Below are 14,323 nucleotides of genomic sequence, written 5' to 3'. Positions count from 1 at the left end.
TGCGTGGGAACGGTTTTGAAGTCACCACTAACGGTGAGCGCACGATCATCATTCCTCACGCTTCCGGGCTCGCCCCACAGAAACTGCTTTTTGCTTAAGCATCTGAGAGTTTCTCCCAATACGATTGAACAAACGCTTCATCGTGTTCTAGTGTCTTTATGTTTGCGCGTGTACTAAATCGATACTGCTCACGAGTTTTAGAAAAATACCAACATACTTGGGCGTTTGCGTTGTGCATAAGCTGCGTGAATTTCTCAGAACGCGTATCAGAAATGATAATCAAATGATTGTCATCAGTTAGTCCTCTGTAGACTACAGTTCGGCAAAACGGCTCTCCAGATAGTCCAACTGACGCTAATTGAAAGTATCGGCTTTCTGGCATGCTACGAGATTGGTGAAGGCTTTTTGTTAATTCTTGCCGCCAGCGTGGCATAACTGCACACTCCTCAATGTCTCAACGTTAACTCGCTGACTTCTTCGTCAAAGGAAACAAGTTGTAAAAATTTTCTGTGGTGACCTTAGCCAACTCTTTAACATCGATACCTTTTAATTCAGCTATAAACTCTGCAACTTCAACCACATAGCCAGGCTGATTTTGTTTCCCGCGGTGAGGGACAGGTGCAAGCCATGGTGAGTCCGTTTCAATAAGTAAACGGTCAAGCGGTATCGCTTTTACCACTTCTCGCAGTTCATCAGCAGAGTTAAAGGTCACAATACCGGATATTGATATATAGAAGCCCATTTCGATAGCCGCTTCGGCCATCTCCAGTGACTCTGTAAAACAGTGAAGTACGCCGTTGGTGTGCTGCGCTTTGTGCTCTTTTAGCAAATTAATGGTGTCTTCTCTCGCATCGCGAGTATGAATAATGAGTGGTTTTCTGGTTTCATTTGCCACTTTTATATGGTCAACAAAAGACGTCAGTTGAACGGCTTTACTCTCTGGGCTATAAAAATAGTCCAAACCAGTCTCACCAATAGCGACAACTTCAGTTTGCCGCGCTTTTTCCAGTAATTCATCATAACTACATGCTTCGTCTTGATGAAGCGGGTGCACACCACAAGAAACGGATACATCCTCGAAACTTCTTACCGTGTCCAGCATGGTGTCATAGTCGTTGACAGAGACACAAACGCAAAGGAAGTGCTCTACACCACGCATTCTGGCAAAGTTAAGGGTTTCTGACAGGGCGTCTGGCCCTTGTTTTAATCTGTCTAAGTGACAGTGAGAATCTACAAACAAACTACACCTATAAATTTAATTGAGTAATACGCGCTTACCATGCGTTGACACCACGTGGCCCGTATTACCGCTGAAACGTTTTAAGTAAACCAAATAGCACCATCGATTTATTCACCCCTGGGTGTTGCAGCGTTCTAACGGCTTCTACACAAGCGCTGTAATGCGCGTAATATCGCGGGCTTTGGTGCTGAATATAGTTTTGCTGTGCCTGCAACTGACACCACAACGCTACCTGGATAGCGTCATCTTGCCATTTACTGGAAAGATTTTGAGGTTGCATTTTAGGGTCGCTTACCAAAAGTGCCTGCATGCCATCACTAAATACGCGATAGTTAAATTCATCACCACCCTCAAGGGCCTCTTCAAGGCGCAGCGGTGCATTTCCATAGGCACCAAGTAGCGCTTCGTCAGCCTCTTTTACGCCCTTTTCATGCAAGTAGTTCAAACTCTGTTGAATGGATGGTAAGGGCAACACATGCTTTTCGCATCGACTCAAAACAGTGGGCATTAACTTGTTAATACTATCAGTGATGAGCACGAGATAAGTATTTGCTGTAGGCTCTTCTAGCGTTTTTAACAGCGCATTGGCAGCCGCCTCAGTCATCGTATCTGCTTTAGGAATGAGCAATACTTTATTGCCTCCCATTTGTGCAGTACCCGATAACTTTGCAATTCCTTCTCTTATTTTGTCTACACCAAGTTGCTTCTCACTTTCTAAAATATGATAGTCAGGATGATTGCCTGCTGCGCGTAAATGGCAGCTTTGACAGTGTCCGCATGGACCGTCAACAGTTGGCTGTTTACACAGTAATGTGTGACTGAGTTGTTCAGCTAAACTGAACTTTCCTATTCCCTTTGCACCACTAAACAATAGCCCGTGATGGAGTTTGCGAGCTAAGTATCGCGAAAGCAGCGACGCATATAAATCGGTGAACCAGGTATACATTAGTTTTCGTGCTTCATGTCGAGTTAGTGAGTGGTATCAGAATTACGTGATAAATACGTGGCTACTACGCTCAAAACATCCTTATGGACATCTTCCATCGGCTGCATAGCGCTTACAACAAAGATATTTTCGTCTTGCTCTGCCAGTTCTAAGTAACGCGCTCGAGTGCGCTCAAAGAAAGCAAGGCCTGCCTGTTCTATTCGATCTAATTCGCCACGACCTCGAGCACGTGACAACCCTTCTGCGGGTTCTACGTCTAGATAGATGGTAATGTCAGGTTTAAAGCCTTTAAGCGCGATGTCACTAATAGCCGACATCGTGTTTGAATTTACACCTCTTCCACCGCCTTGATATGCTTGAGAAGACAAGTCATGTCGATCGCCTACAACCCAATGTCCACTCTCAAGTGCGGGCGTTATTTTATTAGTCAACAGTTGAACGCGTGCAGCATACATTAAGAGCAGCTCGGTCTCTTCAGCCACTTGCTCTTCCCAAGCATGTTTTACACATTCACGAATAGCCTCTGCCATTGGCGTGCCACCAGGCTCTCTGGTTTGTTCGACCGTAATTCCTTGTGCTTTTAGCGCGTCTACAATGAGGCCTATGACTGAACTTTTACCTAAGCACCTTCAAGACCTTCAACTACCAAAAATTTTCCGCGCATCATGTATTTCTTTATCTCTTTAATAAGCTTTGGTGAACGTGAAAAGCCGAATAGTTCAGCCCTTCCTAACACGTATTAACGTTTAAGTTGGTATTTTCGCACAGCAGCGTTGTGTGCATCCAGTGTTGTTGAAAATTGATGGCTTCCGTCACCTTTTGCAACAAAGTAAAGCGCGTCAGTTTCCCGAGGTTTTAGCGCGGCTTCTATTGCGGCTTTTCCTGCCATGGCAATAGGTGTTGGCGGCAGCCCTTTAATCACATAGGTATTGTACGGTGTCGGTGTGCGCAAATGTTTTCGCGTAATGTTTCCATCAAATGATGGCCCAATGCCGTAAATCACTGTGGGATCTGTTTGCAAGCGCATGTTGCTATTGAGTCTATTTACAAACACGCCTGCAATAAGATCTCGCTCTTCAGGTACTGCCGTTTCTTTTTCAATAATGCTAGCCAAAATAAGCGCTTCGTAGGGACTGTGCAATGGCAAATCAACGGCGCGCTGTTGCCACGCTACTGCGATATAGTCAACTAGCGCACTGTGCGCCCGAGACAATATTTCACTGGCTTTGGTACCTTTTGTGAAAAAATACGTGTCAGCGAGATAGAGACCTTCATTGTGTTCAACCTCGTCGCAACACCATGACGCTGTCGATTGGCCTATAGATTGATTAAGTGTTCTGCGGTCTATATCAAAGACCAATTCACCGTGTCCGTTAAGGATTTCAATCCATTGAGATAGCGTTAACCCCTCCACTAAACTCACAGCAAATAAGTATTCATCACCCTGTGTAAAGGTATTAAAGGCACTCACCAAAGAGTCACCTGGCTTAATCATGTAAGTTCCAGACTTTACAGATGTATTTCCTGCAAAAAATTTAAGCCAGAGCTTGCCCACTAACGGCGTTACATTGGTGTACTCTTTATTTCTTAATTGTTTGATAGTGCGATAAGCGTTGCTTCCCTTATCAATGGTAAAAAGGGTTTCCTGTTGCAGTGACAACGAGGAGTTTACCTTATCTGAAATGTATAGCACGCCAGCACCAGCGCCAACAGCAGTCAATACCAATACAACGAGCAAAAAAACAAAGAGCCGCTTCATTAACATCTATTCCTTGGGTGCAGTGTGTAAACAATCACAGTTCATTCTGATTTAATTTGCTGATGAAGAAGGTTACTGAGGTGACGCTGGGGCATACTATCAAGGGTATACTCAACAACTTGGGTGTCAGGATACACAACCGATTTCACAGGCATAACTCCCATAAGTGCATTAGTAACTACAATAGCCTGGGCCTGCTTAAGTTGCTCTAACGAGTATTCTCCTACATTAAGAGGGTGATTTTCGTTAAACAAAGCCTGAATAAGACATTGCCTTACCACTCCGTTCACTCCACTTCCTTTTAATGACGGCGTATGCCAACAGCCATTAAGGTAAAAAAAGAGGTTACCTGCGCTTGATTCAACAATATTGTCCTGTGTATCGCACACAACCGCGTCATCGGCATTGTGAGCATCGACTTCTTGTTTTACTAAAACCTGCTCTAGGCGATTCATGTGCTTTACACCCGCCAAGCGAGGTTGAATAGCAAGGTTGGTTTCTGCGCAAATCAACGACATTCCTCGCTGTGTTAATGCGCGATAGTGAGTTGGGTAAACATGAAAAGAAAAACGTACATTGACAAGGTTTGCGGTATCTCTCGCATACCCTCTTCCGCCAACCCCGCTAGAAATATGCACTTTAAAGACACGTTTATCGTCAACGGAACTTATTTCTCTGATAATCGCTTGTTCTAAGGGCGCAGAGTCAACATGAACACCAATGGCATTGGCATCGTGAACCAGTCGATTAATATGATAGGAGAGCAGTTGTGCTTTTCCGTTTTCAACCAGCAAAGTTGAAAATACACCGTCGCCGTAATTAAACGCTCTATCACTGACGCTGACAGGGGTATCACTAGAGAGTATTTGCACTACTTTTTCAGTACCGCTCTTTTAATTTTAATATGGCGAGTATACCAAGTTGCTGTAGCCAAACAAGAAAGGCAGCGTGATTGCTGCCTTTTTTAAAAAAGAACGTAACACATCGAGTGCGTACGAACTTAGGTGTTAAACGCGCTTGAAAATCAATGAGCCGTTTGTACCGCCAAACCCAAATGAGTTACATAAAGCGTAATCAGACGAGAATGCCTTAGCTTTGTTAGCAACAAAATCTAAGTCACAGCCTTCGCCAGGCTCATCAAGATTAATTGTTGGCGGTGCCATCTTGTCGCGTAGCGCCAAGATAGTGAAGATTGCTTCTACTGAACCAGCCGCGCCAAGTAAGTGGCCCGTCATTGATTTCGTTGAACTCACTAGCAAATCATATGCATGTTCGTTAAACACGCGTTTAACCGCAGCAACTTCAGCAACATCACCTGCTGGCGTCGATGTGCCGTGGGCATTTACATAGCCAATCTCTTTGCCATCAAGCTTCGCATCAACCAAAGCGTTTTGCATTGAGGCCGCGGCACCCTCGCCGTCTTCAGGCGGTGATGTCATGTGATAAGCGTCACCACTCATACCAAAACCAACTAGCTCAGCATAAATAGATGCGCCACGAGCTTTAGCAGCTTCGTACTCTTCTAACATTACAACGTTAAGCGCCCTCACCCATGACAAAACCGTCACGGTCTTTATCCCATGGGCGGCTAGCGGCTTGCGGGTCATCATTACGCGATGACAACGCTCGCGCAGAAGCGAAACCTGCAATGCCTAGTGGCGTAATAGACGCTTCTGCGCCGCCAGCTAACATTGCATCTGCATCGCCGTATGCAATCGTACGTGCTGCAATACCAATATTGTGAACGCCTGTGGTGCAAGCAGTCACAACGTTAATGTTCGGCCCTTTCAACCCTTCCATGATAGACAGAAACCCTGAAATCATGTTGGTAATAGTTGAAGGCACAAAGAAAGGAGAAACGCGCTTAGGACCGCTATTTAGCAATTTCGTATGGTTTTGCTCTATTTGCTCTAAACCACCGATACCAGAACCAATTGCCACACCTACGCGATGCGCATTGTCTTCTGAAATAGTCAGACCCGAGTCGATGAGTGCCTGTTTACCCGCGGCAATGCCAAGCTGGATAAAACGGTCCATCTTTTTCGTTTCTTTCTTTTCAATATATTCCTGCGGGTCAAAGTCATTAATCTGACCTGCGAAACGGGTTGAATAATTACTGCAATCAAAATGGGTGATTTCACCGATGCCGCTCTCGCCTGCTAGCAATTTGCGCCATGTGTCTTCGCTATTCAGACCTAACGGTGAAAGCATTCCAAGACCAGTAACCACTACGCGACGTTTTGTCACAAAAAGTCCTCGCTTTGGAACTAAAAAAGGTAGGAGATACAAAAACGGCTCTAGAGTAGAGCCGCTTTTTCGCTACTTAAGACTTAAGCGTCTTTGTTCGCGTTGATGTAATCAATAGCTGATTGAACGGTAGTGATTTTTTCAGCTTCTTCATCAGGAATTTCGGTATCGAATTCTTCTTCTAAAGCCATTACCAGTTCAACAGTGTCAAGTGAATCAGCGCCTAAATCGTCAACGAATGAAGCTTCTGCTTTTACTTCTTCTTCTTTCACGCCAAGTTGTTCAACGATGATTTTCTTAACGCGTTCTTCAATGTTACTCATAATTCTAGGTTTCCCTTAAACGTCACTAGATAATAAAGTTGCCGCTAGTTTATTTTGCAAGGTCAGCCCTTGCAAGCACCAGATTAAACAATTTTTCTGGTCAAACCAGCGACATTCCAAATTCGTAAAATACTATTTTTACATCCAAGTTCGGGTAAATACCACCCCAAACTAAGGAAAATTCGCAATTTTTGCGAATTTAGCCCATATACATCCCACCATTTACGTGGATAGTTTCGCCTGTAATATAGGCAGCACCGTCGCTCACTAAAAAAGCAACAGTGGCGGCAATTTCATCAGGTTCACCTAAACGATTTGCCGGAATATCTTTAAAAATGGCTTCTTTTTGGTCGTCACTTAATGCTTTTGTCATGTCTGTGTCGATAAAACCAGGCGCTACTACGTTAATAGTAATACCACGAGAAGCGACCTCACGCGCCATTGATTTTGAAAAACCAATAACGCCAGCTTTCGCTGCTGCATAATTAGCTTGACCCGCATTACCTGCACTACCTACTACCGACCCAATGTTTACAATGCGCCCAAAACGCTTTTTCATCATACCGCGTAGTACTGCTTTTGACAGAGTAAAAATAGAGGTCAAGTTCGTATCGATGATATCTTGCCACTCTGCATCTTTCATGCGCATTAGCAGATTATCACGCGTAATACCGGCATTATTGACTAAAATGTCGATACCACCGTGCGCTTCATTTATCGCTTTGATAGCCGCATCAACACTGTCTTTGTCAGTAACGTTGAGTGCAAGACCCTTACCGCCAAATTCACCAAGGTAGCTAGAAATGGCGTCAGCGCCGCTGTCGCTTGTCGCCGTTCCAATTACCGTTGCACCTTGCTGCGCAAGCTGCGTTGCAATCGCTTTACCGATTCCGCGACTGGCACCTGTGACAAGAGCAATTTTTCCGTCTAATTGACTCATTGCAATTCCTTATTGTTTTAATGCTTCCACACCCTCAGGTGTATTAACAGCAATAGACTCAAGACTTTTGTTAATTCGTTTGTTTAGCCCGGTTAGTACTTTACCAGGGCCTACTTCTATAATACGTTCCACGCCAGCGGCAGCGAGATACTCAACCGAACGAGTCCACTGAACCGGGCAATACAACTGACGAACAAGAGCATTTTTAATTGCTTCACCTTGCGTCTCAATAGTTACATCAACATTATTAACGATGTTGATTGCAGGTTCGTGAATATTTAAAGAAGATAGTGCATCTTCGAGTTTATCAGCAGCCGGACGCATTAGTTCACAATGAGAAGGCACGCTTACCGCTAACGGCAGTGCACGCTTTGCACCGGCTTCTTTACACGCGGTAGCGGCTTGTTCAGCTGCGCTCTTTTCACCTAAGCAATAACTACTTGGCCCGGTGAATTAAAGTTTACTGGAGCAACAACATCGCCAGTAGCAATGGCAGTTTGCTGACAAATGTCTGCAATGGCAGCATCTTCAAGACCAATGATCGCATACATTGCGCCCGCACCTGCTGGTACAGCTTCTTGCATGTATTTACCGCGCGCTTCTACTAGTTTGACTGCATCAGCAAAGTCCATGGCACCACCACAAACAAGGGCTGAATATTCACCAAGACTGTGGCTTACCAGATAATCTACGTCAATGCCTTGCTCTCGAATAACACGCCAAATTGCCACACTTGCCGTTAGCAAAGCTGGTTGAGTAACGTGTGTTTCGTTCAACTTGCCGTCTGTATCGTTTTGCACCAAGTCCCAAAGGTCATAGCCCAATGCGTCTGACGCTTCTTTAAACGTCGCTTCAATTACAGGAGAGGTTTCTGCCAACTCTTTTAGCATGCCCACACTTTGCGAGCCCTGCCCTGGAAATACACAGGCTGTTTTTGTCATGAAGATTCCTTATTATTTTTAATTGTCGCTAGGAACAAGAGAACCAAATTTGAAAACGTGTTTTAGTAACGCACCAATGCAGATGCCCACGCAAAACCACCACCAAATGCTTCTAGCAATAAATGCTGTCCTCGTTGGATACGCCCGTCGCGGATTGCGGTATCTAGTGCTGTAGGCACGGTTGCCGCTGACGTATTGCCGTATTGCTCCAAGGTAAGCACAACTTGGTCAAGCGACATATTTAGCTTTTTGGCTGTCGCTTTTATAATTCTAAAGTTTGCTTGGTGTGGGACTAACCAGTCAAGATCAGATTTTTCCATCCCGTTTGCAGCTAGTGTCTGTTCGACTACTTCTGAAAGCTTTGTCACGGCAACTTTAAAGACTTCATTACCGCGCATTACACCCCAATTTTCGTGCACTGACTGTTCGTCACCACGGGTCGGGTTGCCAACGTATAACAGGTCACCGTGTGATCCTGATGCGTTAATGTGCGTTGACAAAATGCCTGGTTCATCGCTGGCTTCAATGATGGTAGCGCCTGCAGCATCACCAAACAAAATAACCATAGTTCTGTCTTCTGGATTAACTAGGCGACTAAGACAGTCAGTCCCCACAACCAAAATACGTTTTGCCATACCAGACTTAATGTATTGGTCCGCAACACTTAACGCATAACAGTAACCTGCACACGCTGCCGCTACGTCAAATGCGGGTATGCCGTCTAAATCGAGAATACGTTGAATTTCACATGCTGTGCTGGGTAGCGCATAGCGGCCGCTGGTGGTTGCGCACACAATCATGTCGATAGATTTTGGGTCGATGCCTGCCATCTCAATGGCTTTCTTACTGGCTTCTGCCCCCATAGTAGCAGCGGTTTCATCTGCTCCAATAATACGTCGTTCTTTTATGCCCGTGCGATCGGTGATCCATTCATCACTGGTATCTACCATTACTTCTAAATCGGCGTTTGTACGCACTTCACTGGGATAATAGCTACCTGTTCCTATAAAGCGTGAATATTTGCTCAAAGCTGCTCCAACAATACCGTTTCTATCTTTGTTTTTATCTTTTCCGGTAAATGCATCTTTGCCTCTTTCATTGCTTGCACAATGGCATAATAAAAGGCGTCTTTTTGTGCATTTCCGTGACTCTTGATAACAATGCCGCGCAATCCTATCAGACTCGCACCGTTATACTGGTCGGGGTTCACGCTGTTATAGATAGATTTCAGTAATGGGAACGCAATTTTTGCAAGTAAACGTGTATAGAAATTCTTCTGTGACTGACGCCTTACTTCGTTTATGACAAGCTTTGCAAGGCCTTCACTTGACTTAAGTGCCACGTTGCCTGTAAAGCCATCAGTGACGACAACATCGGCGTGATCGGTGAAAATGTCATCACCTTCTACATATCCGATGTAGTTAATGCCTGGGGCGTCTTTAAAGAGTTGATCGGCTGACTTAACTTGTGCATTGCCTTTGATATCCTCTTCGCCAACGTTGAGAAGTGCGACGCGAGGTGACGCTATACCAGCGACTTCTTGCGCTAACACAGAGCCCATAACGCCATATTGGAACAGAATCTCAGGCGTACAGTTAACGTTGGCGCCAAGATCAAGCAGAAAAACATTATGGTGGTTTATGGTTGGCATCATGTTGATAAGCGCGGGCCTATCAATACCTGATAAGGTTTTAAGCAAATAAAAAGAAAGCGTTAATAGTGCGCCTGTGTTGCCTGCGCTAACGCACGCGTTCGCTTCGCCACTTTCAACTAGCTCGATGACGCGACGCATCGATGAATCTTTCTTGTGCCGCAGCGCTGACGTTGGCGCTTCGCCCATTTCAACAATTTGAGAGCAATGGCTGATGGTAACGCGACGTCGTTCTACGTTGGTTAAATTCTGAATACCAGATTGGATAATAGCATCATCGCCACATAGTGTGAAATGCACATCGGGGTGAAGTTGGATCGCCTTTATGGCGGCAGAAAGGATAACAGGGGGACCATGATCGCCCCCCATGATATCTAACGCGATGGTTAGTGTAGACAAAATGTAGTCGCCGACTTAAGCGCCGATTACTTTCTTGCCTTTATAATAACCGTCAGCGGTCACGTGGTGACGACGGTGAGTTTCGCCCGACGTTGAATCGACAGACAAAGTCGCGCCTGTCAATGCATCGTGTGAGCGACGCATACCGCGCTTAGAACGCGTTTTACGATTTTGTTGTACTGCCATAACTTACTCCTGGTCTCGCTTAAGTTCTTTCAAAACCGCAAATGGGTTTTGTCGCTCTTGTTCCGGTTCAATCTTTCCAAACGACATATCATCTTGCTTTACCTTGCACTCCGACTCTGCATGAAGGGGCACAATGGGCAATGATAATAGTAGCTCGTCTTCAAAAATTTGAAGCAGATTAACTTCTCCATGGTCGTTGACCTCTACCGACTCGTAAGCCTCGGGAATGATGTCATCGCTTTCCTGTTCTTCTCCCTGCACTGGAGTAAAACAGAATTCCGCTTGCACGGGATAATCGAGTTCACCATTACACCTCTGACAGATAAGTGTAACCTGCGTGGCTAAGCGGCCGTGAAAGACAGTAAGACCCTGCGCGTCTTTTTCGAACTGTACTTCTGCGTCCACATAGTCATTGCATCGGACAACCGCCTCGCTCAATCGTTCCATATCTTTAGACGCAATCACGCCCCGGTAATCGGAACGTTTCATGGCACTTTTAGTCGGTTCAACCGAATGAGGGAGTTTCACTTTCTGCATAGGGCGCGCATGATATAGGGTCAACCCCTTTGTGTCAAAGCAAAATTGTGATTTCACAAGGAATAAAGCACTATTAATCGCCAACCGTTATAAAGTAACATTATGGCTATGAAAACGATGTACAACATTCTGTTGCATCAGTACGTTACTACACAAAGGAAATTCAGTGACTAGCCTTGTTCTCGCTTCTTCGTCTCAGTATCGCAAAATGTTACTTGCTAATATAGGTATACATGCAGAAACTTGCGCACCTGATATCGATGAAACCCCTCTTCCTTCAGAGACCGCAACCGCATTGAGCTTACGTTTAGCGCGGCAAAAAGCACAAAAAGTCGCACAGCAGCATGCAGGTACATTCGATAACCACATTATTGTGGGGAGCGACCAAGTCGCTTTAGTCGAAACGCCTGAGGGGCCACAATTACTAGGTAAACCCCATACTGTCGACAACGCCGTAGAACAACTTGTCGCGTGCAGAGGGAAAACCGTTACTTTCCACACGGCAATTTGTCTTCATCGCGCTTCGTCAAACACTACCGTCACTGAAGTAGAAAAAATAAAGGTGGTATTTAGGCACAACTCCAGAGACGCGCTGCGAGCTTATGTGGAAAAAGAACGGCCGCTTGATTGTGCTGGAAGCTTTAAAAGCGAAGGTATGGGCGTGTTGCTCTTTGAGCGCATTGAAAGCCGCGATCCCAACAGCCTGATCGGCCTACCCATTATGTTACTCAATGATTTGCTATCAACACACTTTGAGGTAGACCTGCTGGCATTGGCCGCGCGTTAACAAAGCAGCGCGCGTTCTAACTCTTTTATTGAGTGAACCATTGCGACAGGCGCTAGAGCTTCTAAATGCACTTGCGCATGCACACCATACGATACCCCAATTCTATCCATACCAATGGTTTTAGCCATTTGCATGTCATAGGTGGTATCGCCAATCATGACCGCTTCTTCAGGGGCAAAGCCCAGCTCATCCAAAAGCTGAAGCAACATATCTGGTGACGGTTTAGACTCGGCTTCGTCAGCGGTACGCGAACCACTAAAGTAATTCCCTGTATTAGTCTGTGCCCATGCTCTATCAAGCCCTCTTCTTGCTTTTCCTGTCGCAACAGCAAGAGTACACTGTGCGTTTTTCAACGTGTCTAACATGGGCACGACGCCCTCAAACAGTGGACATGGCGTGCTGTCGCTGGAGATAAACGCATCTTTGTAAGCTTGCACAAGCTGCTCAGCTAACGCATCGTCGGAAATGTTGAAAAGCTGCTTTATCGCTGGTTTAAGGCTAATACCTATAATATGTCCCACTTCTTCGTAAGAGGGAATAGGCATATCGCACAGCCTTGCCGCACTTTGCATACAGTTAACAATTTTGTCTGCAGAGTCCATCAGGGTGCCGTCCCAATCAAAGATCACAAGTTTGTAACGCGCAACAAGCTTGCTTGTAACGGTGTTTTGCTTAGCCTTTATATTCATACTTCAAGTGCTTTTAGCGTAGCGGAAAGTGTTTTGTCTAGTGGTGCCGTAAACGTAACGCGATCTTCATTCGCAGGGTGCAATAAAGAAATGCTGCGCGCGTGCAAAAACAGTCTGTTCAACCCTTTTTGTCGCATAGCATTGTCAAATTCACTGACACCGTATTTGGGATCACATGCAATAGGATGTCCCGCGTGCAAACAATGTACACGAATTTGATGAGTTCGCCCCGTGATAGGTGATGCCTCAACTAATGTAGCCCCAGCATATTCTTCTAAAATGCGATATCGGGTTTCTGAAGGTTTGCCGTCATCACTCACACTCACCATGCGTTCACCCGACTGCAAAATATTTTTTCGAAGAGGCGCTTTAACTTTGAAACGGTTTTTGGGCCATTCGCCAGCGACCAACGCATTGTAACGTTTGTCCATTTTACCCGTTCGAAGTTGCTCATGCATATGTCGAAGCGCTGAACGTTTTTTTGCAATCAGAATACATCCAGACGTGTCTCGGTCTAACCTGTGAACCAATTCCATAAACTTAGCATCAGGGCGCAAGGCACGAAGCCCCTCAATAAGACCAAAACTTAGGCCACTGCCACCGTGTACAGCCATACCGGAAGGTTTGTTGATAACCAGTAGTCGGTCGTCTTCAAATAATATATGAGACTCTAACGCAGCAATTTTATCTAATTTTGGTGAAGGCGCTGGCGCCCCTTCCGATACCCTAACGGGCGGAATTCTTATTAAATCGTCAGCTCGCAGTTTGTACTCAGGCTTAACACGTCCTTTATTGACACGTACTTCCCCCTTTCGCAGAATTCTATAAATCATGCTTTTAGGAACGCCTTTTAGCTGTGTGCGCAAGAAATTGTCAATTCGTTGACCTACAAGGTCAGCTTCTATCGTTACAAAACGAACTTTTTGAGGTGCTTCATCTTTCATTCGCCAAGTATACCTTAATGCTTATTCGTCCACACACTGAAACTTCAATTTTGAGTAAAATTATTGTTTCAGCGTTTTTTTTGACCAAGACGGTTATTTTAGTGCCCATTAATAAGAATAAGTGTGATTTATTCAAGTGCTGTCCTTGCTTAACTGCGCATTTTGGTGCGATAATTGTCGATGTTTTTTACACGGATAACTTTACGTAACAATTACGGTCGCAAAAGGTACAAAAACCAACTGACCGCTACGTAAAATTCATCGTCAATAAAAACAATAACAAGACCGAAACAACAACACTCAAAAAACTGTGTGTTGTTTTAACTTGTAAACGAAAAAGCATGGTTTGAGCGTCGGTGGCATCAGCAATGAAAGAACTTTCATACCGACCCCGCTAGAGAGGCAACGACTACACTGCCGTAAATAAAGCGAAATCATTGCTTGCGAACATAAAATAAGTTTGCCGTTTAGCTAACAGAATTAAATGACAAATAAGCGAAAAGCATTAAATTCGCTTGTTATAAAGAACAGAGTAATAAGGGCTAGTCGCTCCCGACATCCTTAAAGCAGTGTGACGAGACAATGTCAACGTGCCGACAGCAAGTTTGCACCTCTTTTCGTTGGTATGATACACGCACTATAGAAGAGTGCCTCGATCACCCACCAGGGATAATGCGACGTTACAACAAGGTCCCCGTCCAGCCGTGAGGTTGCGCGGTGAGGGTTTGCACATG

General features: G+C 45.1%; 14 protein-coding genes and 3 pseudogenes. 1 reads left to right on the top strand and 16 read right to left on the bottom strand.

From position 1 onward, the window contains the following. Window positions 1-94: 94 nt before the first annotated feature. The 14 genes and pseudogenes from V6N89_RS09285 to yceD form a co-directional block, all read right to left on the bottom strand. The gene (locus tag V6N89_RS09285; protein ID WP_338517304.1) at window positions 95-433 is read right to left on the bottom strand and encodes a pyridoxamine 5'-phosphate oxidase family protein; all 339 of its coding nucleotides are present in this window, start codon (window positions 431-433) and stop codon (window positions 95-97) included. 27 nt (window positions 434-460) lie between these two features. Beyond that, the gene (locus tag V6N89_RS09280; RefSeq protein ID WP_338517303.1) at window positions 461-1,240 is read right to left on the bottom strand and encodes a TatD family hydrolase; all 780 of its coding nucleotides are present in this window, start codon (window positions 1,238-1,240) and stop codon (window positions 461-463) included. Between the two features lie 64 nt (window positions 1,241-1,304). Continuing rightward, complete coding sequence (holB, locus tag V6N89_RS09275; RefSeq protein ID WP_346993686.1) at window positions 1,305-2,186, bottom strand: DNA polymerase III subunit delta'; 882 nt, start codon at window positions 2,184-2,186, stop codon at window positions 1,305-1,307. 23 nt (window positions 2,187-2,209) lie between these two features. Further along, a pseudogene (gene tmk, locus V6N89_RS09270) lies at window positions 2,210-2,850 on the bottom strand (dTMP kinase). A 75-nt stretch (window positions 2,851-2,925) separates the two neighbouring features. Continuing rightward, window positions 2,926-3,945 (bottom strand): endolytic transglycosylase MltG, encoded by a 1,020-nt coding sequence (mltG, locus tag V6N89_RS09265; RefSeq protein ID WP_338517300.1) that lies wholly within the window; start codon window positions 3,943-3,945, stop codon window positions 2,926-2,928. Window positions 3,946-3,986: 41 nt separating this feature from the next. Beyond that, entirely contained in the window at window positions 3,987-4,817 is an 831-nt protein-coding gene (gene pabC, locus V6N89_RS09260) for an aminodeoxychorismate lyase (RefSeq protein ID WP_338517299.1), read from the bottom strand. Between the two features lie 135 nt (window positions 4,818-4,952). Next, window positions 4,953-6,192, bottom strand: a pseudogene (fabF, locus tag V6N89_RS09255) (beta-ketoacyl-ACP synthase II). An 83-nt stretch (window positions 6,193-6,275) separates the two neighbouring features. Then, window positions 6,276-6,515 (bottom strand): acyl carrier protein, encoded by a 240-nt coding sequence (acpP, locus tag V6N89_RS09250; protein WP_012518211.1) that lies wholly within the window; start codon window positions 6,513-6,515, stop codon window positions 6,276-6,278. Between the two features lie 199 nt (window positions 6,516-6,714). Continuing rightward, window positions 6,715-7,455 (bottom strand): 3-oxoacyl-ACP reductase FabG, encoded by a 741-nt coding sequence (fabG, locus tag V6N89_RS09245; RefSeq protein ID WP_338517298.1) that lies wholly within the window; start codon window positions 7,453-7,455, stop codon window positions 6,715-6,717. A 9-nt stretch (window positions 7,456-7,464) separates the two neighbouring features. Beyond that, window positions 7,465-8,396: pseudogene (gene fabD / locus V6N89_RS09240) on the bottom strand (ACP S-malonyltransferase). 62 nt (window positions 8,397-8,458) lie between these two features. Next, window positions 8,459-9,424, bottom strand: coding sequence for a beta-ketoacyl-ACP synthase III (locus V6N89_RS09235; RefSeq protein ID WP_338517297.1), 966 nt, complete (start codon window positions 9,422-9,424; stop codon window positions 8,459-8,461). Then, the gene (gene plsX / locus V6N89_RS09230; protein WP_338517296.1) at window positions 9,421-10,446 is read right to left on the bottom strand and encodes a phosphate acyltransferase PlsX; all 1,026 of its coding nucleotides are present in this window, start codon (window positions 10,444-10,446) and stop codon (window positions 9,421-9,423) included. The genes V6N89_RS09235 and plsX overlap by 4 nt, the downstream gene beginning before the upstream one ends. 15 nt (window positions 10,447-10,461) lie before the next feature. Further along, window positions 10,462-10,632, bottom strand: a complete 171-nt coding sequence (rpmF, locus tag V6N89_RS09225; RefSeq protein WP_012518206.1) for a 50S ribosomal protein L32 — start codon at window positions 10,630-10,632, stop codon at window positions 10,462-10,464. Window positions 10,633-10,635: 3 nt separating this feature from the next. Continuing rightward, on the bottom strand, window positions 10,636-11,169 hold the full coding sequence (yceD, locus tag V6N89_RS09220) for a 23S rRNA accumulation protein YceD (RefSeq protein WP_346993685.1): 534 nt from the start codon (window positions 11,167-11,169) through the stop codon (window positions 10,636-10,638). A gap of 166 nt (window positions 11,170-11,335) precedes the next feature. Between yceD and V6N89_RS09215 the strand changes: the two genes are divergently transcribed. Next, window positions 11,336-11,956, top strand: a complete 621-nt coding sequence (locus V6N89_RS09215; protein WP_338517295.1) for a Maf family protein — start codon at window positions 11,336-11,338, stop codon at window positions 11,954-11,956. On the opposite strand, the gene V6N89_RS09210 is transcribed toward V6N89_RS09215, so the two are convergent. Continuing rightward, window positions 11,953-12,645, bottom strand: coding sequence for an HAD-IA family hydrolase (locus V6N89_RS09210; protein WP_338517294.1), 693 nt, complete (start codon window positions 12,643-12,645; stop codon window positions 11,953-11,955). The two genes, V6N89_RS09215 and V6N89_RS09210, sit on opposite strands and share 4 nt — an antisense overlap. Further along, window positions 12,642-13,589, bottom strand: a complete 948-nt coding sequence (rluC, locus tag V6N89_RS09205; RefSeq protein ID WP_346993684.1) for a 23S rRNA pseudouridine(955/2504/2580) synthase RluC — start codon at window positions 13,587-13,589, stop codon at window positions 12,642-12,644. Before rluC ends, V6N89_RS09210 begins: the two co-directional genes overlap by 4 nt. Window positions 13,590-14,323: the final 734 nt, after the last annotated feature.

Source organism: Alteromonas gracilis (assembly GCF_036870955.2).
GTDB lineage: Bacteria > Pseudomonadota > Gammaproteobacteria > Enterobacterales > Alteromonadaceae > Alteromonas > Alteromonas gracilis_A.
The sequence above is the reverse complement of the archived record's forward strand: the minus strand, read 5'-3'. Positions and strand labels throughout refer to the sequence as shown.